At 64.1% G+C, this 22,402-nt stretch carries 20 protein-coding genes; 19 read left to right on the forward strand and 1 reads right to left on the reverse strand.

The genetic code is table 11. The features are described from left to right. Positions 1-19: 19 nt before the first annotated feature. Entirely contained in the window at positions 20-1,609 is a 1,590-nt protein-coding gene (locus FJW03_RS04325) for an amidohydrolase (RefSeq protein WP_181173159.1), read from the reverse strand. Between the two features lie 83 nt (positions 1,610-1,692). Between FJW03_RS04325 and FJW03_RS04330 the strand changes: the two genes are divergently transcribed. The 19 genes from FJW03_RS04330 (at position 1,693) to FJW03_RS04420 (ending at position 22,376) form a co-directional block, all read left to right on the forward strand. Next, positions 1,693-2,589, forward strand: coding sequence for a LysR substrate-binding domain-containing protein (locus tag FJW03_RS04330; protein ID WP_140611217.1), 897 nt, complete (start codon positions 1,693-1,695; stop codon positions 2,587-2,589). Positions 2,590-2,716: 127 nt separating this feature from the next. Continuing rightward, the gene (locus FJW03_RS04335; RefSeq protein WP_140693576.1) at positions 2,717-3,811 is read left to right on the forward strand and encodes an ABC transporter ATP-binding protein; all 1,095 of its coding nucleotides are present in this window, start codon (positions 2,717-2,719) and stop codon (positions 3,809-3,811) included. A 66-nt stretch (positions 3,812-3,877) separates the two neighbouring features. Then, positions 3,878-4,993 carry an ABC transporter substrate-binding protein gene (locus tag FJW03_RS04340; RefSeq protein WP_140693579.1) on the forward strand — a complete coding sequence of 372 codons (1,116 nt, stop codon included), beginning with the start codon at positions 3,878-3,880 and terminating at the stop codon, positions 4,991-4,993. A 12-nt stretch (positions 4,994-5,005) separates the two neighbouring features. After that, the gene (locus FJW03_RS04345) at positions 5,006-5,839 is read left to right on the forward strand and encodes an ABC transporter permease (RefSeq protein ID WP_140761217.1); all 834 of its coding nucleotides are present in this window, start codon (positions 5,006-5,008) and stop codon (positions 5,837-5,839) included. A 5-nt stretch (positions 5,840-5,844) separates the two neighbouring features. Next, positions 5,845-6,648: an ABC transporter permease gene (locus tag FJW03_RS04350; RefSeq protein ID WP_140761214.1), complete on the forward strand. Its 804-nt coding sequence runs from the start codon at positions 5,845-5,847 to the stop codon at positions 6,646-6,648. Between the two features lie 164 nt (positions 6,649-6,812). After that, the gene (locus FJW03_RS04355; protein ID WP_140742293.1) at positions 6,813-7,220 is read left to right on the forward strand and encodes a DUF3168 domain-containing protein; all 408 of its coding nucleotides are present in this window, start codon (positions 6,813-6,815) and stop codon (positions 7,218-7,220) included. A gap of 172 nt (positions 7,221-7,392) precedes the next feature. Continuing rightward, positions 7,393-7,692: a hypothetical protein gene (locus tag FJW03_RS04360; RefSeq protein WP_140693585.1), complete on the forward strand. Its 300-nt coding sequence runs from the start codon at positions 7,393-7,395 to the stop codon at positions 7,690-7,692. 73 nt (positions 7,693-7,765) lie between these two features. Further along, positions 7,766-8,431, forward strand: a complete 666-nt coding sequence (locus tag FJW03_RS04365; protein WP_056563567.1) for a response regulator transcription factor — start codon at positions 7,766-7,768, stop codon at positions 8,429-8,431. Continuing rightward, entirely contained in the window at positions 8,415-9,842 is a 1,428-nt protein-coding gene (locus FJW03_RS04370; RefSeq protein WP_140761211.1) for an ATP-binding protein, read from the forward strand. Before FJW03_RS04365 ends, FJW03_RS04370 begins: the two co-directional genes overlap by 17 nt. Before the next feature lie 187 nt (positions 9,843-10,029). Next, positions 10,030-10,467 carry a hypothetical protein gene (locus tag FJW03_RS04375; RefSeq protein WP_140761208.1) on the forward strand — a complete coding sequence of 146 codons (438 nt, stop codon included), beginning with the start codon at positions 10,030-10,032 and terminating at the stop codon, positions 10,465-10,467. Positions 10,468-10,595: 128 nt separating this feature from the next. After that, positions 10,596-11,735 (forward strand): c-type cytochrome biogenesis protein CcmI, encoded by a 1,140-nt coding sequence (gene ccmI, locus FJW03_RS04380; protein ID WP_140761206.1) that lies wholly within the window; start codon positions 10,596-10,598, stop codon positions 11,733-11,735. Between the two features lie 8 nt (positions 11,736-11,743). Then, the gene (gene ccmE, locus FJW03_RS04385; RefSeq protein WP_140761203.1) at positions 11,744-12,187 is read left to right on the forward strand and encodes a cytochrome c maturation protein CcmE; all 444 of its coding nucleotides are present in this window, start codon (positions 11,744-11,746) and stop codon (positions 12,185-12,187) included. A 32-nt stretch (positions 12,188-12,219) separates the two neighbouring features. After that, positions 12,220-14,205 carry a heme lyase CcmF/NrfE family subunit gene (locus FJW03_RS04390; protein ID WP_140761200.1) on the forward strand — a complete coding sequence of 662 codons (1,986 nt, stop codon included), beginning with the start codon at positions 12,220-12,222 and terminating at the stop codon, positions 14,203-14,205. Further along, on the forward strand, positions 14,202-14,669 hold the full coding sequence (locus FJW03_RS04395) for a cytochrome c-type biogenesis protein (protein ID WP_140761198.1): 468 nt from the start codon (positions 14,202-14,204) through the stop codon (positions 14,667-14,669). Before FJW03_RS04390 ends, FJW03_RS04395 begins: the two co-directional genes overlap by 4 nt. A gap of 146 nt (positions 14,670-14,815) precedes the next feature. Further along, positions 14,816-16,360: a Do family serine endopeptidase gene (locus tag FJW03_RS04400; protein ID WP_140761195.1), complete on the forward strand. Its 1,545-nt coding sequence runs from the start codon at positions 14,816-14,818 to the stop codon at positions 16,358-16,360. A gap of 366 nt (positions 16,361-16,726) precedes the next feature. Further along, complete coding sequence (locus tag FJW03_RS04405; protein WP_027046649.1) at positions 16,727-17,401, forward strand: response regulator transcription factor; 675 nt, start codon at positions 16,727-16,729, stop codon at positions 17,399-17,401. 8 nt (positions 17,402-17,409) lie between these two features. Continuing rightward, positions 17,410-18,891, forward strand: coding sequence for a sensor histidine kinase (locus FJW03_RS04410; protein WP_140761192.1), 1,482 nt, complete (start codon positions 17,410-17,412; stop codon positions 18,889-18,891). After that, positions 18,891-21,851, forward strand: a complete 2,961-nt coding sequence (locus tag FJW03_RS04415; RefSeq protein WP_140761190.1) for a bifunctional [glutamine synthetase] adenylyltransferase/[glutamine synthetase]-adenylyl-L-tyrosine phosphorylase — start codon at positions 18,891-18,893, stop codon at positions 21,849-21,851. The genes FJW03_RS04410 and FJW03_RS04415 overlap by 1 nt, the downstream gene beginning before the upstream one ends. A 51-nt stretch (positions 21,852-21,902) precedes the next feature. Next, positions 21,903-22,376 (forward strand): hypothetical protein, encoded by a 474-nt coding sequence (locus tag FJW03_RS04420; protein ID WP_140761187.1) that lies wholly within the window; start codon positions 21,903-21,905, stop codon positions 22,374-22,376. Positions 22,377-22,402 lie beyond the last annotated feature (26 nt).

The following is a 22,402-nucleotide window of genomic DNA, read 5'->3' on the forward strand; positions in this document are numbered from 1 at the left end:
TGTTCTCAAGTGGATCGGGTCATGCATTGCTTGGGATCCACCAGTCGCGACCGCGCGCCGTGGTGACATATTCCGGCCAGCGGAAATTGATCGGCGGTTCGTAGTCGCAGAGCGGCGCGATCCAGTTCGCGCCACCAACACCGCCGCCGGTGCGGGTGGTAAATTCGTTCATCGCCTTGTCGCGGGCGGCTTTGTCCTCGAGCAGGCGGAGCGCCGCCAGCGCGATTGTCTTGGCGGCGCAGGTGACCATTGGATCAATGGTCGCGGAGATGCCGCCCAGCGCATTCATCACCCAGGCCGGATAGGGGTGGCCATCTGCCGAACGCAGGGCCGGTCGGGCGACGTAGAACCGCGCTGTCGGCGCATGCCAGCTCATGTCCGTGTAATCGTCGGACGTCGAATTGACCTGCGAGGGCGGCAAGTCGCGGCGCAGGATTGCCTCGGCTTGCCTGGGGTCGATCAAGCGCTCCAGCTCATCGATGAACGGATTCTCGGTCGCGGTGCCGCCGGCATTGACCTGGATCTCGCGCGCGATCGCCCTGGCGGCCTCGTCCCAGCGTGGCGGACCGACCGTCGACAACGCATCATAGGCGATCTCGGCCATGGCGTGATTAGCCAGCCCGGGGCGCGACTTCGACACCCAATGCCGCTCGTAGCGGCAGCCGCTGATCGCGGCCGCGGCCTGCGCATTGCGGTCGAGCACGGCGGTGACCTGTTCGGCCATGCCGATGGTCGGCACGCGGATCATGTACTGGATCTCGGCCAGCCCCGCCGGCAGATTGTCGGCGGTGGCCTGGCCCGCGGTCAGGATCGCCTCGCTGATCGACCAGCCACCCTGGTGCGGCAGCATGGAGTCGCGCAGTGCCTTGGAGGCCATGTACATCGTCATCAGCGCGTCGTTGGCGCCGGGGGCGCGGACCGCCGAATGCGCCTGCGGGATCGGTGCGCCGTCGCCTGCGGCGCGTGCCCAGTTCTGAGGCTCGTCGCAGATGAAACGGTAGATCATGGCGTAGGCCGCGCCGCAATGCGTGTCCCAGCGGGCCGTGTTGCAGAGCGGCAGCATGTAGAAGGGATGGAAGGATATCATGCCGGCAAGGCCATCATAGTAGCCCCTGGCTGCGTGGACCGGCTTCGACCCTCGCACTTTCTCGGCCGGCTCGCCGGTGAAGCGCAGCGTGCCTGGAATGCCGTGTCGCTGCATGGCGGCCTTGGTGGCAAGCAGGCCACCGAGGCTTGCCATGCCGAGCCCTGAATGCGGGTCGGTGTGCCCGCCGGCCTCGACGCCAAGGCCGGGCCGGGGCTGCTTGACCGTCATCGCATCCTGGCAGTTGCCGGGCACAGCGTCATATTCGGCATACATGCCGATCGTCGGTCCGGCGCCGTTCGTCCAGTGGGCGCAGAACGCGGTCGGCATGCCGCCCGAGCCTTCCTCGACGGAAAAGCCCTCATGCTTCAGCCGCGCCACATACCAGGCGGCCGACTGGTATTCGCGCCAGGCGGTTTCGCCGAAATCGAAGATCGTGCGCGTCCAGGCCGACAGCAGCGGCTGGATGCTGTCTATGCAAGCGTGCGCGGTTTCTTGTGCTGACGTCGTCACGGATTTCTCCATAGGCCCAAGAAAGCAGTGAAGCGGCTTATCAAAAAGTGATATGTTTTCCCGGCTCGTGCAAATTCGGTTCACCTGAGGTCCCTTTGCGAATACCTTCGACGCAGGCGCTACGCGCCTTGGACAGCTTCGCCCGTCACGGCAGCATGTGGCGCGCCGCCGACGAACTCTGTTTGACCCGCAGCGCCGTCTCGCATCAGCTTCGGCTGCTGGAACGCGACCTCGGCTTCGATCTGCTGCAGCGCATCGGCAAGGGCGTGGCGTTGACGCCGCGCGGCCAGCGCTACGCCGCCGACGTGCGCAAGGCGCTGACAGTGCTCGGCGACGCGGGCACGCAAAACAGCGGCGCAGGCGTCGGCGGCTCCTTCGCCATCTCCTGCCCGCCGGGCTTCGCCTCGATGTTCCTGTGCTCCCATATCGGCGAGTTCCAGCAGATGTATCCCGACGTTGCGCTCTCGGTGCTGACGCCGCGGCGGCTCGACGACGTCAGCAATGCGGAAGCGGATGCCTTCATCGCCTTCGGCGTCGGCAACTGGCCGAACCGATCGGTGGAGCTGCTGTGCGAAGTCTTCTTCACGCCGCTCTGCAGCCCGACGCTGCTCAACAAGGTCGGCGGCTTTTCCAAACCCGCCGACGTGCTGCGCGCCAACCTGCTCCATCTCGGCGACACCGAGGACTGGGCGCGCTGGTTGGCGTTGTCCAAGGTGGAAAACCCCGACACCGAAGGCGGCATCTTCTTTTCCGACATGAACCTCGTGTTCTCGGCGGCGGTTGCCGGCCAGGGTATTGCCATGGGTGACGAACTGACCGGCCGCCGGGCACTGAGCGAAGGCCGGCTGGTCAAGCCGTTCGAGGCGTCGGTCCCCTCGCCGCGGTCCTACTATCTGGTCTTCGAGCACGCCAAGGCCGGCCATCCGGTGCTCAATGCCTTCAGCGACTGGCTCAGGGCGAAGCTGTCGGAAAACAGACTGGCGAAATATTGAGGCGGGGCGTTGAAACCGCCGACCGCCACCAGACGTGAATCAAATTTGCCGATCAGGCGAAAACTATTCGGTTGCGGTGAGCCGCGCGCCTGCCTACGATTTCATCCGGGACTGAGGAAGAGGCAGGATGCAGCAACCCGGCCGGGCGGCGGAAATCAAGGCGAACGGGATCGGCAAGAGCTTCGGCTCGTTCCGGGCGCTGGACAATTTGACGCTCGATATCGGTCGCGGCGAGTTCCTGACGTTGCTCGGCCCCTCCGGCTCGGGCAAGACCACCTTCCTGATGATCCTGGCCGGCTTCGTGCAGCCGACCGAGGGCAGGCTTTTCAGCGACGGCACCGACATCACCGATCGTCCGGCCGAACAGCGCGCTGCCGGCATGGTGTTCCAGGGCTACGCGCTGTTCCCGCACATGAGCGTGGAGCAGAACATCGCTTTCCCTCTCAAGGTTCGCAAGAAATCAGCCGCCGAGATCAAGAAGCGCGTCGGGGAGATGATCGAGCGCGTCGGTCTGGTCGGTCACGAGAAGAAATTGCCCGCGCAGCTCTCCGGCGGCCAACAGCAGCGCGTGGCGCTTGCCCGCGCACTGGTGTTCGAGCCGGGCGTGCTCCTGCTCGACGAGCCGTTTTCCGCCCTGGACAAGAGCTTGCGCGGCCAGATGCAGGCCGAGATGAAGCGCCTGCATCAGGAAACCGGCACCACCTTCGTTTTCGTCACCCACGACCAGAGCGAGGCGCTGGCGCTGTCGTCGCGCGTCGCCATCTTCAACCACGGTAAATTGCTGCAGGTCGGCGCGCCGGACGAGGTCTATGACCGGCCGGCCAACCGCTTCGTCGCCGAATTCCTCGGCGAGATCAACATGTTGCCGCTGAAAGGCGTGCGCCGAGCCGACAACGGCGCCACCGGCCTGTGCGAGGACCGCGCCGTCAGCCTGCGCGGCAACCCCGGTTCCGTCGGTGGGAACGCCATACTGGCGATCCGGCCTGAATACATGTCCATCGCCGGCGAGGCTTCGGCCGGTGAGAACGGCGTCGCCGCGACAGCAACCAACTCGACCTATCTCGGCGCCGCGACGCGGCTCGATCTGACGACAAGGCAAGGCGCCAAGGTCACGGTGTCGGTGCCCAATGAAGTCGCCGCCGCCGCGCTCAGCAAAGGCAATTCCGTATGGCTGACCTGGCCGGCGGAAAAGGGTTTCCTCCTTCCGGACGGAGGGCAATGACGACCGGTGCGGCGAGACGTTCGCACACCACTTCCGGTACTATCAACGACAATAAGGGGAACTGACATGACCAACGACACCAAGAAACAAGCCATCGCGAGCCTGTCCGCCAGGGCAGGCCGTGGCGAGATCTCGCGCCGGCAGTTCACGCAGTTTGCAGCACTTGTTCTGGCCGGCACGCCGATGCTCTTGCGCTCGACCGGTGCCTTCGCCGCCGCGAAGGAACTAGTGCTGGTGAACTGGGGCGGCGACGCCATCACCGCCTATGACGCCGCCTATGGCCAGGCCTTTACCAAGGAAACCGGCATCGTCGTCAAGATGGACGGCTCGGGCCCGACCGAGGGCGCTATCGCGGCGCAGTTCAAGAGCGGCGCGCCGACCTGGGATCTCGTCGATGTCGATCCGTTCTCGGCCATCACGCTCGGCGGCCAGGGCATGCTCGAGCCGATCGACTACACCGTCGTCGACAAGAAGAAGATGCGGCCGGGTTTCGGCTGGGACTATGCCGCCTCGACCTACTTCTTCTCCTACATCATCGCCTATGATTCCGAGAAATACGGCAAGGACGCGCCGACCGGCATGGCCGATTTCTTCGACGTGAAGAAGTTCCCCGGCAAGCGCTCGCTCTACAAATGGGGTGTTTCGAGCTGGGAGGCTGCCCTTCTCGCCGACGGCATCGCGCCGGCCTCGCTCTATCCGCTCGACCTCAAGCGCGCGCATGACAAGATCGCCGCTTTCAAGGAAAACGTCGTCGCCTATTGGGGCGGTGGCGCCGAGAGCCAGAGCGTGCTGCTCAACGGCGAGGCCTCGATGGCTATCGTTTGGTCGACACGCGCCTCGCTGATCGAGCAGGACTCCGGCGGCAAGATCAAGTTCATCTGGGACCAGGGCTTGATCTCGCCCGGCGCGCTTGCCGTCCTCAAGGGCAATCCGGGCGGCAAGGATGCGGCCATGAAGTTCATCGCCAGCGCCCAGGATCCGCAAAAGCAGCTGATCATGTTCGACAAGCTGGGCCAGGGTCCGGCTAATCCGGCCACCGACGCGCTGATCCCCGCCGACAAGAAGCGCATCAACCCTGTCGACCCGGAAAACATGAAGAAGCAGATTCCGCTCGACATGGACTGGTACGCCAAGAATTACGGGGCGGCCCTCGACGAATACACCAAGATCATCTCCGCCTGATCCAGGGCAAGGATGCGGTCCTATCTTTCCGACAGGACGGGCGCGGCGCTGTTGATGGCGCCGCTGCTCCTGTTCCTTGTGCTGGCCTATGCCTGGCCTTTCCTCGGCGTCGTCAAATGGAGCTTCACGCTGCCGACGCCGGGGCTTGGGCAATATGACGCGCTGCTCACCGACGATCTGGTGCAATCGGTGTTCGTCAGGACGCTGCGCATCGCGGCAATCGTCACGGTCGCCTCGGTGGCCGCCGCCTATGCCATCACCCTTATCTGGGTGCGCGGCACGCCGGCGCAGCGCCTTATCGCCGAGTTCTGCATTCTCGTTCCCTTCTGGATTTCCGTGCTGACGCGCGCCTTCGGCTGGGTGGCGCTGCTTTCCAATCGCGGCCTGATCAACACCTGGCTGCAGGCGATCGGCTTCATCTCCGAACCGCTGACCCTGGTGCGCAATGAATTCGGCGTCATCGTCGGCATGACGCATTTCCTCATCCCCTTCGCCGTCTTTCCACTGGCATCGGCCATGCGCAGCCTTGACGACCGCGTGCTGTTGGCGGCGCGCGGCCTCGGCTCCAGTCGCATGCGCACCTTCTGGTCGGTCTTCGTGCCGATGACCCGCTCCGGAATCATCGGCTCGGCTCTCATCGTTTTCGTCTTTTCGCTGGGCTTCTTCGTCACGCCAGCGATTCTCGGCGGCGGCCGCAGTGTGATGGTGGCCGAACTCATCTATCTCAGGATATTCCAGAGTCCGGATTGGGGGCTGGGTGCGGCGATCAGCGTCGTGCTGGTGCTGTTCGTCGGCGCGCTGATGGCGCTGCTGTTCCGCTATATCAGGCCGAAGCAATTGGTGTAGCCGAGATGCCGACCTATCGTCCCGGACCCGTCTCGCTCGTCATCGCCGCCTTCGTGGGGCTGTTCCTGCTGATGCCGCTGCTGGCCGTCATCCCGGTGTCGCTGACGCCAAGCCGCATGCTGGCGATGCCGACGGGTGAACTGTCGCTGCGTCACTACCGCTCGCTGATCGAGGATCCGCGCTGGATCGACTCGATCCTGCTCTCTATCCGGATCGGCGTGGTCAGCAGCGCTTTCTCCACCGTGTTGGCGCTATGCTTCAGTCTCGGCGTCTGGATGTTCCAGCCGCGCTTCACGGCAGCGCTCGTCGGCTTCGTGCTGCTGCCCATGGTGGTGCCGCCAGTGGTCTCGGCGATCACGCTCTACTTCCTGTTGACCTCGATCTCCGGTTTCAGCTCGTTCTTCGGCTATGATACCTGGCTTGGCGTCGCCATGGCGCACTCGGTGATGACGGTGCCTTTCGCCACCGTGCTGATGCTGGTGTCGCTCAGTCAACTGGACAGGCGCATCGACTTAGCCGCTCGGGGCCTCGGTGCCACCGTGTGGGAGCGCGCCACCCGCGTCATCATGCCCAATATCAAGTTCGGCATCATCACCGCGGCGTTGCTGTCCTTCGTGCTCTCCTGGGAAGAGATCGGCGTCACCTTGTTCATCACTTCGGTCAACGCCATCACCTTGCCGCGTCTGATGTGGATGGGTTTGCGCGACAACATCGATCCGGCAATCGCTGCATTGTCCGTAATTCTGATCATCATCACCGTGCTGGTGCTGGCGGTGCGCAGCTTCATTGTCAGGCTGCGCGCTGTCTGATCGGCGTTCTGGTGCAGTCGTATTTTCGAGATCATCGGCATCCATCATCCTGGTGACGAATCGCCATCGTCTTCGCGTGGCGAACCGCTATATGTGGCAGGCATGCAAGGCATGGGCGGGCTTGGAAAAGCATGTCCATGGCGACGAGTTGAGGAAAAACGACGATGACCGCGCCAGGCGATTTGCAGCAGGCCCTGTTTCTGAGACTGAAAAGCGATGCGTCCCTGTCGGCATTGCTGGGCGGTGCCGGTCTGCTCGAACGGCCGACCGACAACGCCGCTTTCCCGTATGTGACCTGTGGCCAGACCAGTGCCTTCGACTGGGATACGGGGGTCGAAAACAACGACGATCAGTTGATCACGTTGCATGTCTGGTCGAAAGCTCATGGCGATGCCGAAACGCTTGCCATCATGGACGCCATCAAGGCACGCCTTGCCGACGCGGTGCTGGTGATAGGCCCTCGCGGCCAGACACGGCTGTCGCTTGAGTTCACCGAAGCCCGCTATGACGAGGAGCTCCTTGTGCATCACGGGCTGCTGCGGTTTCGGGCGCTGACGCAGGAAAATGCCTGAGGCGCTTTCAATATGACTGAAACGGAGTCTAGACTGGCGTTTCCGTGATTTTGTCGGGTTGGGCGTCCAAATCGCGATCGGTCGTCGCGCGTTTCAGGGGTGTAGCGGACATGGTTTTTGTATCGATCACCGTTCATTTCACGTTCAGCACCGAAGCGTTACAACGCCGGTCATGAAAACGCTCCGCTCCCATTTCCGAACCGCGACCCTGGCGCTTTGTGCCGCCGGGATGTTTGCGTCGCAGGCGATGGCGGTGCCGGCCATCGCGCCCGACCAGGCCACCCCGATCGTCCTGGCAGCGTCGGATTGCTACGCGATCGGCCTGCAGGTGGCCTCGCAGAATGGCGGAACGCTGGCCAAGGCCTCGCAGTCGACACGTGGTGGCCAACCGGTCTGCGTCATCGTCGTGCTGGTGCCTGGCAAGGACGGGCAGCGACCGCGCCGTTCCGAGATTGTCGTTCCGCAGAACTGACCCCTGCCGTTTCCCAGGCCGCGGGAATCGTCCTATATCTGAGCCGAATACTTCAACAGGTATCGATCTCCGCATGCGCGTACTGGTCGTCGAGGATGACAAGGATCTCAACCGGCAGATAGCGGACGCGCTGGTCGACGCCGGCTATGTCGTCGACCGGGCCTTCGACGGCGAGGAAGGCCATTTCCTGGGCGATACCGAACCCTATGACGCCGTCGTACTCGATATCGGCCTGCCGCAGATGGACGGCATCAGCGTCGTCGAGCGCTGGCGTCGCGGCGGCCGTAAGATGCCGGTGCTGATCCTGACCGCGCGCGATCGCTGGAGCGACAAGGTCTCGGGCATCGACGCCGGCGCCGACGATTATGTCACCAAGCCGTTCCACATTGAGGAGGTGCTGGCGAGGGTCAGGGCGTTGATCCGCCGCGCCGCGGGCCACGCTTCGTCCGAACTGACATGCGGGCCGCTGCGCCTCGACACAAAGGCCTCGAAGGCCGATGTCGACGGCGTGCCGCTTAAGCTGACCTCGCATGAATTCCGCCTGCTCGCCTATCTGATGCACCATATGGGCGAAGTCGTGTCGCGGACCGAACTGGTCGAACATCTCTATGATCAGGATTTCGACCGCGATTCCAACACCATCGAAGTCTTTGTCGGGCGGCTGCGCAAGAAGATGGGCATCGACATGATCGAAACCGTACGCGGCATGGGCTACCGCATGCGTGAGCCGGAGGCGTAACTCGGAACCGCTCAAACCAACCGCAAGGACGCCGCTTTCGCTGCGTTTGTGGCCGCGTTCGCTGACGTTCCGCGTGATCGCCTTTTCCACCGTGTGGGCGATCCTGACCCTTGTCGTCATCTTCACCCTGATCACCACGCTCTATCGCCAGGCCAGCGAACGCGGTTTTGACAGCCTGCTTTCGGCGCATCTGTTCAACCTGATCGGCTCCGTCGGCGTTTCCGACACCGGCGCTCTCACCGGCGCTCCCGACCTCGGCGACCTCAGGTTTTCGGAGCCGAATTCGGGCTGGTACTGGTCGGTCGAGCCCGCTTCGGAAGGTGTGCATGGCGACCTCCATTCGTCGTCGATGACCACATCGATCCCGTCGCCAAGCGTTGCTGAAGTGCCGTTCAATGCCAGCTTCCAGCGCAGCTATGCGGCCGAAGGCATCGCCGGCGAGCAACTGGTGGTGTTCGAGAGCGAGTTCGTCCTCGATGCGAAGAACCGCGCCGCGCGCTTCCGCGTCATGGGCAACAAGACCGAACTGGAGCAGGAGATAAGCACCTTCCAGCGCCGTTTGCTGACCTATCTCAGCCTGTTCGGCATCGGCATGATCGCCATCAACGCAATCGCCATCCTGCTCGGCCTGCAGCCGCTGCGCAGGGTCCGCAACGCCCTTGCCATGGTGCGAGAGGGCACCGCGCAGAGGCTTGACGGCCGCTTCCCGGCCGAGATCGAACCATTAGCCAACGAAACCAATGCCTTGATCGAAAACAACAAACGCATTGTCGAGCGTTCGCGAACCCAGGTCGGCAATCTCGCCCACTCGCTGAAGACGCCGCTCGCGGTGCTGCTCAACGAAGGCCGCGCGCTTGGCGGCGCCAAGGGACAATTGATCACCGAGCAGGCCGCTTCCATGCAGATGCAGGTCGACCATTACCTGCAGCGCGCCCGCGTCGCGGCGCAACGCGACAGCGTCGTCTACCGCACGCCGGTGGCGCCGCTGGTGCAGCGCATGGTGCGGGTTCTGCAGAAGCTCAACCCGCGGACCAGCCTGTCGCTGTCGCTGCCGGCCACCGAGATCGTCTTTGCCGGCGAGCGCGAGGACCTCGAGGAACTGCTCGGCAATCTTCTCGAAAATGCGATGAAATGGGCGAAGAGTGCCGTCGCGGTCTCGGTCGTGCCCTTGGTCAGCAAGGATGAGAGCCTGTTCGAGATCAGCATCGAGGATGACGGACCGGGCATTCCCGAGGACAAGGCGCGCGAAGCCCTGAAGCGGGGACGCCGCCTCGATGAGACAAAGCCCGGGACAGGTCTGGGCCTCGCCATTGTCGCCGACCTCGTCAACGAGTATGGCGGCGTCCTGGCGCTGGAACGGTCCGGCATGGGCGGATTGAAGGCGGCGGTGCGATTGCGGAGCCTTCGGTGATGCTTTCCATGGCCAATCGACACCGATGGGCGGCGCATGGTATGGCGGCGTATCGATTGATCCCGGAGTGGCCGGCAGTGGCCAAATTTCCGACAAATCTCAACACTATGGCCACGCCCACTTCTCCGATGACGCGGCCCCCGGCGCATCCATGGCAGGCTCCAACTCAAGAGAACCGGTTGTTGGCATGAAGATTCGCGTCGCGCTTGTTTCCGCACTGCTGGCCGTATCCGGCTGCACCACCTTGAGCGGCAAGGGTCCCACTGTCGCGCCGACGCCAGCCTCGACGCCTCCGTCGGCCGGCAAGGTCACCAAGTCGATCATTTCGGCGATGGGCGGCGGCCTCGTCGGCGGGTCGATCGGCAATGGCCTCAGCGACGCGGAGAAGCGCAGCGCGCTGGAGGCAGAATACAAGGCGCTCGAATACACGACGAGCGGTCAGAAGGTGACGTGGAAGGGTGATCAGGCTTCGCATTATGGGGAGGTGGTTCCAGCCCAACCCTATCGGGTCGGCTCGCAGGACTGCCGCCAGTACACGCAGACCGTCTTCACCGGCGGAGCGGGCGTCACGGCCCACGGAACAGCATGCCGCAATGCCGACGGCAGCTGGACACCGCTGACCTGATATCCCGACCGGCCCCGGTGGGAAGCCGGCCGGTTGATGTCGATCAAGGACATTCGGCGCGCTTGCCGTCAAAGCGTCGCAGGATGTCTGTGTTGGCAGGGCACGGCTCTGCCGTTATTGGAAGAACCATGCTGTTCTGGGTCATAGCCGCAATACTGACGCTGGGTGCGAGCCTGGCGGTGCTGCTGCCGCTGGCCGGCGGGTCCAGGGGCGCGTCATCGAGCGGCGACCACGATCTGGAAGTCTATCGCGATCAATTGTCCGAGCTTGACCGCGACGCCGCGCGTGGCTTGATCCAGCCGGCGGAAGCGGCCGAAGCGCGCGCCGAGATCGCGCGCCGCATCCTTCGCCTCGACAGTGCGGATCGAGCCGGCAAGACATCAGACAGGCAGACGTCCGTCACGGCAAGGCTGATCGCGACCATGGCCGTGCTGGCGGTGCCGCTGGTCAGCTGGGGTCTTTACAGCCAGATCGGTTCGCCCGACCTGCCATCGCAGCCGCTCAGCGAGCGGCTGGCCAAGAATCCGGCCGACAGTTCGGTTGACGAATTGGTGGCACGGGCCGAAGCCCACCTTGCCGCCAACCCTTCCGATGGCAGGGGATGGGAGGTTCTGGCCCCGGTCTATCTGCGCATGCAGCGCTTTTCCGACGCGGTGGCCGCCTACCGCAACGCCATCCGCCTCGACGGCGTCAGCGCCGACCGCCAGGCCGGCCTTGGCGAGGCAGTCGCCGGTGCAGCCGGTGGCGTTGTTTCCGCCGATGCCCAGGATGCCTTCGAGGCGGCGCTGAAGCTCGATCCGGCCAATGCGAAGGCCCGCTTCTATCTCGCCATGGCTTTGGCGCAGGAGGGGCGCAACAAGGAGGCGATCACGGCCTGGCAGGCGATGCTGGGCACGTTGCCACCGGATTCGCCATGGCGCGGCGCGGTCGAACAGGCACTGGCCAAATCCGGCACGCCTGAAGTTGCTTCCAGCGCCGCCGCGAAAGGCCCTGATGCCGCGGAGATCGACGCCGCGTCCTCCATGTCGCCGCAGGATCGGGAAGCGATGATCAACACGATGGTCGCAAGCCTCGACGAGAAATTGCGTCAAAATCCGCGTGACGCGGAAGGATGGATGCGCCTCGTTCGTTCCTACGTTGTGCTGGGCAAGGCCGATCAGGCGCGCGATGCTCTGGGGCGCGCCATCGCCGTCTTTGGCGCCGGCAGTGACGAGGCCAAGAAATTCACCGCCTTTGCCGCGTCGCTCGGCCTGACGGCGACGGAGTAGAACGTGTCATGACACGCAAGCAGAAACGATTGTCGGTCATCTTGGGAGGATTAGCTTTCCTGGCCGCCGCCACGGGACTGACCTTCTACGCGCTTGGCCAGAAGGCCTCCTATTTCTACATGCCGGCCGATCTCACCACCGCCAGCGTCCAGCCCGGCCAGCGCATCAGGCTGGGAGGGTTGGTCGAAAAAGGCACGATCCAGCGCGGCCAGGGCGCGACCATCGCCTTTTCAGTCACCGACACGCATAAATCGGTCAAGGTCACCTATACCGGCATCCTGCCCGACCTCTTCCGTGAACAGCAGGGCGTCATCACCGAGGGCACCTTCGGTCCGGATGGCATATTCGTTGCCGATAGCGTTCTGGCCAAGCATGATGAGCGTTACATGCCCAAGGAAGTGGCCGACGGCCTCAAGGCCAAAGGTGTGTGGCAGGAGAGCAAGAGTGAGTAGCTCTGGCAGGAGAGCAAGAGTGAACTGCGCGCATGGTTGAAATCGGACATTTCGCCCTGGTCCTGGCGTTTGCGCTTTCCATGGTGCAGACGATCGTGCCGCTCTTTGGCGCGAACCTGAACAACCAGCGCCTGATGGCCGTCGGCGGCCCCGTCGCGGTGACCGGCTTTGCGCTGACGGCGCTGTCCTTCGCAGCACTTGCGAGTGCCTACGCGAACTCCGATTTCTCGGTGGCGAACGTCTGGGAAAACTCGCATTCGCTGCAGCCGCTGATCTACAAGATCACCGGAACCTGGGGCAATCATGAAGGCTCGATGCTGCTCTGGGTGCTGATCCTGACCTTCTTCGGCGCGCTTGTCGCAGCTTTCGGCTCGAATCTGCCAGCCACGCTGCGCGCCAACGTGCTTGCCGTTCAGGGCGCGATCGGTGCCGCCTTCTTCCTCTTCATCCTGGCCACGTCCAATCCTTTCATCCGGCTCAATCCAGCGCCGATCGAGGGTCGCGACCTCAACCCGGTCCTGCAGGATCTCGGCCTCGCCATCCATCCGCCGCTGCTCTATCTCGGCTATGTTGGCTTCTCGATCTGCTTTTCCTTCTCGGTCGCTGCCCTCATCGAGGGCCGCATCGACGCCTCCTGGGCGCGCTGGGTGCGGCCGTGGACGCTGGTCGCCTGGATGTTCCTGACCGGCGGCATCGCCATGGGATCATACTGGGCCTATTACGAACTCGGCTGGGGCGGCTTCTGGTTCTGGGATCCGGTCGAGAACGCCTCTTTCATGCCGTGGCTGGCGGGCACCGCGCTTTTGCATTCGGCCATCGTCATGGAAAAGCGCTCGGCCTTGAAGATCTGGACGCTGCTGCTCGCCATCCTCACCTTCTCACTGTCGCTGCTCGGCACGTTCCTGGTACGTTCGGGCGTGCTCACTTCAGTGCATGCCTTTGCCACCGATCCGACGCGCGGCGTCTTCATTCTGTGTATCCTGACGCTGTTCATCGGCGGCTCGCTGGCGCTGTTTGCGCTGCGTGCCTCGAGGTTGACGGCCGGCGGCCTGTTCCACCCGATCTCGCGCGAAGGCGCGCTCGTGCTCAACAATCTCTTTCTGACCACGGCGACCGCCACCGTGCTGGTCGGCACGCTCTATCCGCTGGCATTGGAGGCACTCACAGGCGACAAGATCTCGGTCGGCGCGCCGTTCTTCGATCTGACTTTCGGCCCATTGATGCTGCCGCTTCTGGTCCTCGTGCCGCTCGGGCCGCTGCTGGCCTGGAAGCGCGGCGACGTCATCGCCGCGTCGCAGCGTCTGATGGCCGCCTTCGCCCTGGCGCTGGCGGCGATGCTGGTCACCGGTCTGTTCATCGACGGGGCGTCGGTATTCGCCGCACTCGGCATCGGTCTTGCCGTCTGGCTGGTCGCCGGCGCGCTCACCGACCTTGCCGTCAAGTCGGGCGTTGGATCGGTTGCCCCGGCCGTTATGGTCAGGCGCCTCGCCGGCCTGCCGCGCTCGGTGTTCGGCACGGCATTGGCCCATTTCGGCCTCGGCCTGACTTTGCTCGGCATCGTCGCCACGCTCTCCTTCGGTACCGAGAAGATCCTGCCGATGCGCGCCGGCGAGACCGTGGAATTGTCAGGCCATACGCTGCGTTTCGTCGGGCTTTGTCCGGCGCAGGGGCCAAACTACGGCGAGGATCGCGGCCGTTTCGAACTGATCGGCATCAGTGGCAGCGCTGTCGGCGAAATCAGTTCCGCCAAGCGTTTCTACCCGGTCCGGCAGACGACGACGACGGAGTCCGGCATCAAGACGCTCGGTCTTTCCCAGCTCTACATCTCGCTCGGCGACGAAGGCAAGGACGGTTCGGTCGTGGTGCGCCTGTGGTGGAAACCGCTGGTGACGCTGATCTGGGGCGGCGGCCTGATGATGATGGCGGGTGCGGGCATGTCGCTGATGGACAGACGCCTGCGCGTCGGCGCGCCCTCGCGGCGTCGCAAGCAGGCGGTGGCGCCGGCGGGCCTGCCGTGAAGCCCAGGCTTTCCCTGACCTCGATTGTCCTGCTGCTGGCACTGCTCTTCGCCGGTGCCGCGCACGCGGTGAAGCCCGACGAGATGCTGGCCGATCCGGCGCTCGAGGCGAGGGCCCGGGCTCTGTCGGAAGGCCTGCGCTGCATGGTCTGCCAGAACCAGTCGATCGATGAATCCGATGCAGACCTTGCCCGCGACCTGCGCATCCTGGTGCGCCAGCGCCTCGTCGCCGGCGATAGCGACCAGCAGGTGATGGATTATGTGGTCTCGCGCTACGGCGAGTTCGTGCTGCTGAAGCCGCGCTTCGACCTGCGCAACGCGCTGCTTTGGGGCACGCCTGTTCTTTTGCTCCTGGTGGGCGGCATGTTTATCGCCCTGAACGCCCGCTCGCGTCGGAAGCTGGCGACAAAATCCCTCTCGGCCGACGAACAGGCGGCGCTGGACGCGATCCTGCGCCGCGACTGACAGGCAAGGTCGTCTGGCCGCCAGGCAGCCCGCCAACATTACCAAAGTTTCATGCGTCGGAAATGGCGTTGTAATGTGCGCCGCTCTAATTCTCCTTCTTGAGGATGCCGATCAAGGCGCGTCCCTTTGAAAGAGGATAAAGACCCATGAATATTGCCCCCAATTCATATTCCCGCACCCGCAAGCGTCTTCTGGCTGCCGTCGCGTCCGTTGCGGTTGCCGGCGCGATCGGCGTTGGCGCGCTGACCAGCGGAACGAGCCCCGTTCTGGCCGACGCGGTGCGCGTCGAGGCCCCACAGGTTCCGAGCTTCGCCGATGTCGTGGAGCGCGTTTCGCCCGCCGTGGTCAGCGTCAAGGTCAAGGCGAAGGTGCAGTCGACCGCGGACGACGGCTCCGACGGTCAGGACGGTTTCGACAATCTTCCCAACAATCCGCAACTGCGCCGCTTCTTCAAGGAGTTCCGCGGCTTTGGCGACCAGGGTGGTCAGAACGACGAAGGGCACCGCCGCTTCGGGCACCGCAACAATGACCAACCGCGTCCGGTGGCTCAGGGTTCCGGCTTCTTCATCTCCGAGGACGGCTATCTCGTCACCAACAACCACGTCGTCGAAGAGGGCACCGCTTTCACCGTGGTGACCAATGACGGCAAGGAACTCGACGCCAAGCTGATCGGCACCGATCCGCGCACCGATCTCGCAGTGCTCAAGGTCGAAGGCGGCGGCAAGTTCACCTATGTCGACTTCGCCGACGATGCCAAGGTTCGCGTCGGCGACTGGGTCGTGGCCGTCGGCAATCCGTTCGGTCTCGGTGGCACCGTCACCGCCGGCATCGTGTCGGCGCGCGGCCGTGACATCGGCGCCGGCCCCTATGACGATTTCCTCCAGATCGATGCCTCGGTCAATCGCGGCAATTCGGGTGGTCCGACCTTCAATCTCAACGGCCAGGTGGTCGGCATCAACACGGCTATCTTCTCGCCCTCCGGCGGCAGCGTCGGCATCGCCTTCGACATTCCCGCCTCGACCGCCAAGCAGGTCGTCGACGATCTGATGAAGAGCGGCACCGTGCAACGCGGCTGGCTTGGCGTCGAGATCCAGCCGGTCACGTCGGACATCGCCGAATCGCTCGGCCTGAAATCCAACAATGGCGCCTTGGTGTCCAGCGCTCAGGACAATGGCCCCGGCAAGAAGGCCGGCATCGCCGCTGGTGACGTCATCACCCAGGTCGACGGCAAGGACGTTGCGTCGCCGAAGGAACTGGCCCGCCTGATCGGTGCCTATTCGCCGGGCAAGTCTGTCGATGTCACGGTGTGGCGCGACGGCAAGAGCCAGACAGTCAAGGTCGATCTCGGCAAGCTGCCGGCCACCGACAAGCAAGCCTCGAACGACCAGCAGCAGCAGCCCACCGCTCCGGCAAAGCCCGACACGCTGGCCGATCTCGGCCTGACCGTCACCAAGTCGGAAAACGGCAAGGGATTGGTGGTGACCGATGTCGATCCCAACAGCGATGCCGCTGATCGCGGCATCCAGCCGGGCGACGTCATCACCGCGGTCAACTCGACCGAAGTGAACGGTACCGAGGACGTCAGCAAGGCGATGACCGAAGCGGTGAAGTCCGGACGCAAGGCGGTGCTGATGCAGATCACCCGTGACGACAACAACCGCTTCGTCGCGCTGCCGGTCGCCAAGGGCTGAAAACGACTTTTCCAATGCGGCGGTTTCAACACCCCCGAGCCACCGCATGGGAAAGCATGGAGCCGGGTACGTTAGTCAGTCATCGTGCTCTCCTCCAGCGGCAGCGGGCTCCCCATCGCCCGCTGCCGCGGCCATTGTCAGCTTTTCGGAAGCGTGCCGCCACGCCCGATCCGCTAGCGCGTGACTTTGGAGCAAGACGTCCGGGATTTGGCATATCGGGGACTTGGCATGTCCGGCGTAACGACGCCGGAGAACAAGGATTTCATTGCGCGCCCCTGGGTCATCTTGATCTCGATGCGCTTAGGCAAAGGCTGAATGCACATGCCGGCTACTCAACCTTCCAGCGAAATCGCGTATAACGATCCTATGAAGATTCTCGTCATAGAAGATGATCGGGAGGCTGCGGATTATCTGCAGAAAGCCTTTACCGAAGCTGGTCATACCGCGCATGTCGCGGGTGACGGCGAGACCGGCTTCGCGCTTGCCGACGCCGGCGATTATGACGTGATGGTCATCGACCGAATGATGCCGCGTCGTGACGGCCTTTCGGTCATCGCCGGGCTGCGCTCAAGGGGCAACACCACGCCGGTGCTGATCCTGTCAGCGCTGGGAGAGGTCGATGACAGGGTCACCGGCTTGCGCGCCGGCGGCGACGATTATCTGACCAAGCCCTATGCATTCTCCGAACTTCTGGCCCGCGTCGAGGTGCTGAACCGCCGCGCCAGCGCCAAGGAGGCCGAAACCGTCTACCGGGTGGGCGACCTTGAACTCGACCGGCTGTCGCATTCGGTCCGCCGGGCGGCGCGCGAGATCACGCTGCAGCCGCGCGAATTCCGCCTGCTCGAATATCTGATGCGCCATGCCGGCCAGGTGGTGACGCGCACCATGCTGCTCGAAAATGTCTGGGATTACCATTTCGATCCGCAGACCAATGTCATCGACGTTCATGTGTCGCGGCTACGGGGCAAGATTGAAAAAGGCTTCGACAAGCCCATCCTGCATACGGTTCGCGGCGCAGGCTACATGCTGAAGGGCGGCTAGGCGGCAGCATGGCCCTTTCCGTGCCCGCCATCATGAAGACGACGGCTGCGCGGCTTTCGGCGCTCTATCTTCTGCTGTTCGCGCTTTGCGCCGTGCTGCTCGTCTTCTACATGACCTCACTGTCGGCACGCATGCTGACGACGCAGACGCAGGAGACCATCAACGACGAAGTGCTTGGCCTCGCTCGCGCGTATCAGCGCGGTGGTCTGCCGGTACTGGTGCGCGTGGTCGAGGCACGCTCCCGACAGCCCGGCGCCAACCTCTATCTGATCGCCGACGCCAATGGCCAGATACTGACCGGCAATGTGCAGAGCCTGGAACCGGGGGTGATCGACACCGAAGGCTGGACAACCCAGCCCTTCTCCTACAAGCGCTTCGGCGAAGGCGAGCTCGACCGCCTGCGCAGCGGAACGTCCGATCAGACGACGTCTCCTTCAACCGGCGAGAACGCGGCGCCACAGACCGAAGGCGAGAAAGGTCATAACGCCATCGCGCTGGTGCTACGGCTGCCCAATCAGATGATCATGCTGGTTGGCCGCGATCTTGGCGAACCGGAGCGCTTTCGCGCCGTCATCCGCCGCGCGCTGACGCTGGCGCTCGGCATGATGGGCCTGGGCGGCATCTTGATCTGGTTCTTTGTCGGCCGCACCGCGCTGAAGCGCATCGACGGCGTTTCGGAGGCCAGCCGCCGCATCATGGGCGGTGATCTCTCCGGCCGGCTGCCGGTGACCGGGGCCGGCGACGAGTTCGACAGGCTTTCGGAAAACCTCAACGCCATGCTGGCCAGGATCGCCACGCTCAACGAGGGCCTGAAGCAGGTATCCGATAATATCGCGCATGATTTGAAGACGCCGCTGACCCGGCTGCGCAACAGGGCCGAAGCAACACTTTCCAGCAAGAACAAGCCTGCCGATTATCGCCAGGCGCTGGAAGGCACCATCACCGAGTCCGACCAACTCATAAAGACCTTCAATGCCATCCTGATGATCTCCAGGCTTGAAGCGGGATATTCCTCGGAGCACACCAACCGCGTCGATCTGGCGGCGGCGGTGCGCGATGTCGTCGAACTCTACGAACCGGTGGCGGAGGAGGCTGGCGTTTCCCTCGAAGCCGAGGTGAACGGCGCCTTTGTCGTCAACGGCAATCGCGAACTGATCGGCCAGGCGCTGTCCAACGTCGTCGACAACGCGATCAAATATTCGGCCGATTCGACATCCAAGCCGGCGGTCCGTGTGACGCTCGAGCGCACGCATGGCGAAATCAGGCTTTGTGTCGCCGACAACGGCCAGGGCATTCCGGATGACGCCGATCGAGCCCGGGTCACCGAACGTTTCGTGCGGCTGGAGAAGAGCCGCTCGCAGCCCGGCTCCGGCCTCGGCCTCAGCCTAGCCAAGGCGGTCATGACATTCCACTCTGGAAGGCTTGATCTTCTGTCTGGAAATCCCGGACTATCCGTGGTCATGAGTTTCCCCGCACGGGAGGACCACTGATGGCTGCGGTTGCGAAACGGACGGTCACGGACTGGCTGCTGAAGCCGGCGATTGGGCTTGCCCCTCTCGACGAAGGCCGGGCCCGACAGGAACTGGCCGAAATTGCCGCCGTGGCACGCGAAGAAGGGCTGGCGCGGCTGGCCGGGTTCCTGGGCGGCATCGGGGAGGGCCAGGCTTTCCTGGCCGCTGTCTTCGACCTCTCGCCATTCCTGCGCGATACGGCGCGACGCCGGCCGCGGATCCTGGACGGTCTGTTCGACCAGCCGATCGAGGCTCGCCTGAAAGCGATCACCACGGCGATCGATCAGGCGCCGCTGGCCGAGGCGGTTTCCGAATCCAGCCTGATGATGGCGCTGCGCCAATGCAAGGCTGAGGCGCATTTCCTGATCGCGCTCGCCGATCTCTCAGGTGAAGCCGAAACGTCGCTGACGGTGCGGCGGCTGAGCGATCTTGCCGAAGCTTGCACCCGTGCGGCGGTGGACTTCCTGCTGCGGGACGTGCATGCCCAGGGCAAGCTCAAGCTGCCGGACCTCGGCAACCCGTCGCAGCAGTCCGGCTGGATCCTGCTCGGCATGGGCAAGCTCGGCGCGCATGAGCTGAATTTCTCCTCCGACATCGATCTCGTCGTTTTCTTCGATCCTGAAGCGGCCGCCGTGGTCGATCCGCTCGACGCCACGGAGCTGTTTTCGCGCCTGACGCGACGGCTGGTGCGCATTCTGCAGGACCGCACAGAGCACGGCTATGTTTTCCGCACCGATCTCAGGTTGCGTCCGGATCCAGGTTCGACGCCGCTCGCGATTCCGGTCGAGGCGGCACTGCGCTACTACGAAGCGCGCGGCCAGAACTGGGAGCGTGCGGCGATGATCAAGGCGCGTCCGGTGGCCGGCGATCTGGCCGCGGGCGCTGCCTTTCTCAAGGAGTTGCAGCCCTACATCTGGCGCAAATACATGGACTATGCCGCGATTGCCGACGTCCATTCGATCAAGCGCCAGATCCACGCCCACAAGGGCCATGGCGAGATCGCCGTGAAGGGTCACAACGTCAAGCTCGGCCGCGGTGGCATCCGCGAGATCGAGTTCTTCGTCCAGACCCAGCAGCTCATTGCGGGCGGCCGGTTCCCGGAACTGCGTGGCCGTGAGACCGTGCCGATGCTCGGCCAGCTTGCCGCGCGCGGCTGGATCACCGCCGATGCGCGTGACGCGCTTGCCCGCCAGTACTGGTTCCTGCGCCGCGTCGAGCACGCCGTCCAGATGGTGGCGGACGAGCAGACGCACACGCTGCCCGAAGACGAGGAAGGGCTGGAGCGGATCGCCCGCATGCTGGGCTTTGCCGATGCGGCCGGGATTGCCGGGGCGCTCCGAGCCTCGCTGCAGCAGGTCGAACGCCACTATGCGGCGCTGTTCGAGACCGCGCCGGAGCTTTCGGCGGGCATCGGCAATCTGGTCTTCACCGGTGATGTCGACGATCCCGACACGCTGCGGACTTTGCACGGCCTCGGCTTCCAGCGTCCGAGCGACATCTGCCGTGTCATCCGTGGCTGGCATTTCGGGCGCTATCGCGTCACCCAGTCGGCCGAGGCGCGTGAGCGGCTGACGGAACTGACGCCGGCCTTGCTCAAGGCCTTCGGCCAGACGCGTCGCGCGGACGAGGCATTGGTCCGCTTCGACGAGTTCCTTGCTGGCCTGCCAGCCGGTATCCAGCTGTTCTCTCTGCTGCAGTCCAATCCGGCCTTGCTCAAGCTGATGGCGACGATCATGGGTGCCGCGCCCCGGCTGGCGGCGATCATCACGCGCCGCCCTCACGTCTTCGACGGCCTCCTCGACCCCGCCCTCCTGACCGAGCTCCCCGACCGTGCCTATCTTTCGGCGCGGCTGTCCGCCTTCCTCGAAGGCGACAGGGCCTATGAGGAGGTGCTCGACCGGCTGCGCATCTTTGCCTCGGAGCAAAAGTTCCTGATCGGTGTGCGGCTACTTGCCGGCTCGATCGATCCGGCCCGGGCCGGCCGCGCCTTTTCCGATCTCGCGGATCTCACCATCGAGGCAGCACTGCGGGCGGTCATCGCCGAATTCGCGGTGCACCACGGCACGATCGCCGGCGGCGTGGTTGCGCTGCTCGGCATGGGCAAGCTCGGCAGCCGCGAATTGACCGCGGGGTCGGATGTCGACCTCATCCTGTTTTACGACCACGATGCAGATGCTGACGAATCGGACGGGGAAAGGCCGCTGGCCCCCTCACACTACTACACCCGAATGACGCAGAGGCTCATTTCCGCCGTTTCAGCGCCGACGGCCGAAGGGGTGCTCTACGAACTCGACCTGCGGCTGCGGCCGTCGGGCAACAAGGGGCCCGTGGCCACCCATATCGATTCCTTCAAGAAATACCAGCGCCAGGAAGCCTGGACCTGGGAGCACATGGCGCTGTCGCGGGCGCGCGCCATTGCCGGCGATGTCGGCCTGTGCGCCGAGCTCGAAGCGGAAGTTGCCGCGGTGCTTGGCCAGCAGCGCGACGCGGAAAAGGTGAAGGCCGAGGCCTGGGATATGCGGGCCATGATCGAGACGGAGAAGCCGCCGCGCGACCTCTGGGACATCAAGCTGATCCCCGGAGGACTGATCGATCTCGAATTCATCGCCCAGGTGGCTGTCATCACCGGGCAGGTCGAGGCCGGACCGCGTGCGACCGGCACAGCCGAGATACTGGCCCGGTTGGCACCTCGCTTCGCCGATGCCGGGGTCAGGCAAGAACTCGGCGATGCGTACAGCCTCTATCTGGCGCTGACCCAGATGACGCGGCTGTGCCTCACTGGGGCCTTCGAGCGGGACGACGTTCCGCCGGGGCTGTCGGATCTGCTTCTGGCGGTCACCGACCTGCCGGATTTCGGTGTGCTGGAAGCACACCTCAAAGAGACGTCGCAAAAGGTCAGAAAGGACTTTGACCTTTTGCTTCGTGCCGGACGACCGTGACGAGAGGTTTTCCGGGCCGCATCGGGGGTGACGATGCAACAGGAGAAGACCATGAAAAAGTCAACCAAGCTTGCCCTTGCCTTCGTAGCTCTGGCCGGAGCCGTCGCCACCACGGCCTACGCGGAAAACAACGCCAGCGCAAAAATGCGCGAAGGCATGATGGCGCGCCTCGACAAGGCAATGAGTGATTCAGGCGGCGCCATCACCTTCGACCAGTTTTCCAACGTGATGGACGCGCGACTGAAGAAGCTCGTTGCCGATAATGGCGGGAAGCTGACCGTCGCTCAGCTCGCGGACGCGCTGGAGAAGGCGCGTTTCGAGCTGGCCAAGCGCATCATCGCCCGCTATGACACCAAGGGCGATGGTACTCTGACCGCCGATGACATCGCCGGTCGCCAGAAGAAGGTGTTCGCCCTGCTTGACAAGAACAATGATGGCAAGATCGATAAGAGCGAACTGCCGAAGGGCGGCCGCTTCGGCCGTCACCACCAATGGGATGACCAAGGCAACGACGGCATGCAGTGAAACTGTCTGGCGCAGGCTCCGGTAGT

Origin of the sequence: Mesorhizobium sp. B4-1-4 (assembly GCF_006439395.2) — a bacterium.
Taxonomy (GTDB): domain Bacteria; phylum Pseudomonadota; class Alphaproteobacteria; order Rhizobiales; family Rhizobiaceae; genus Mesorhizobium.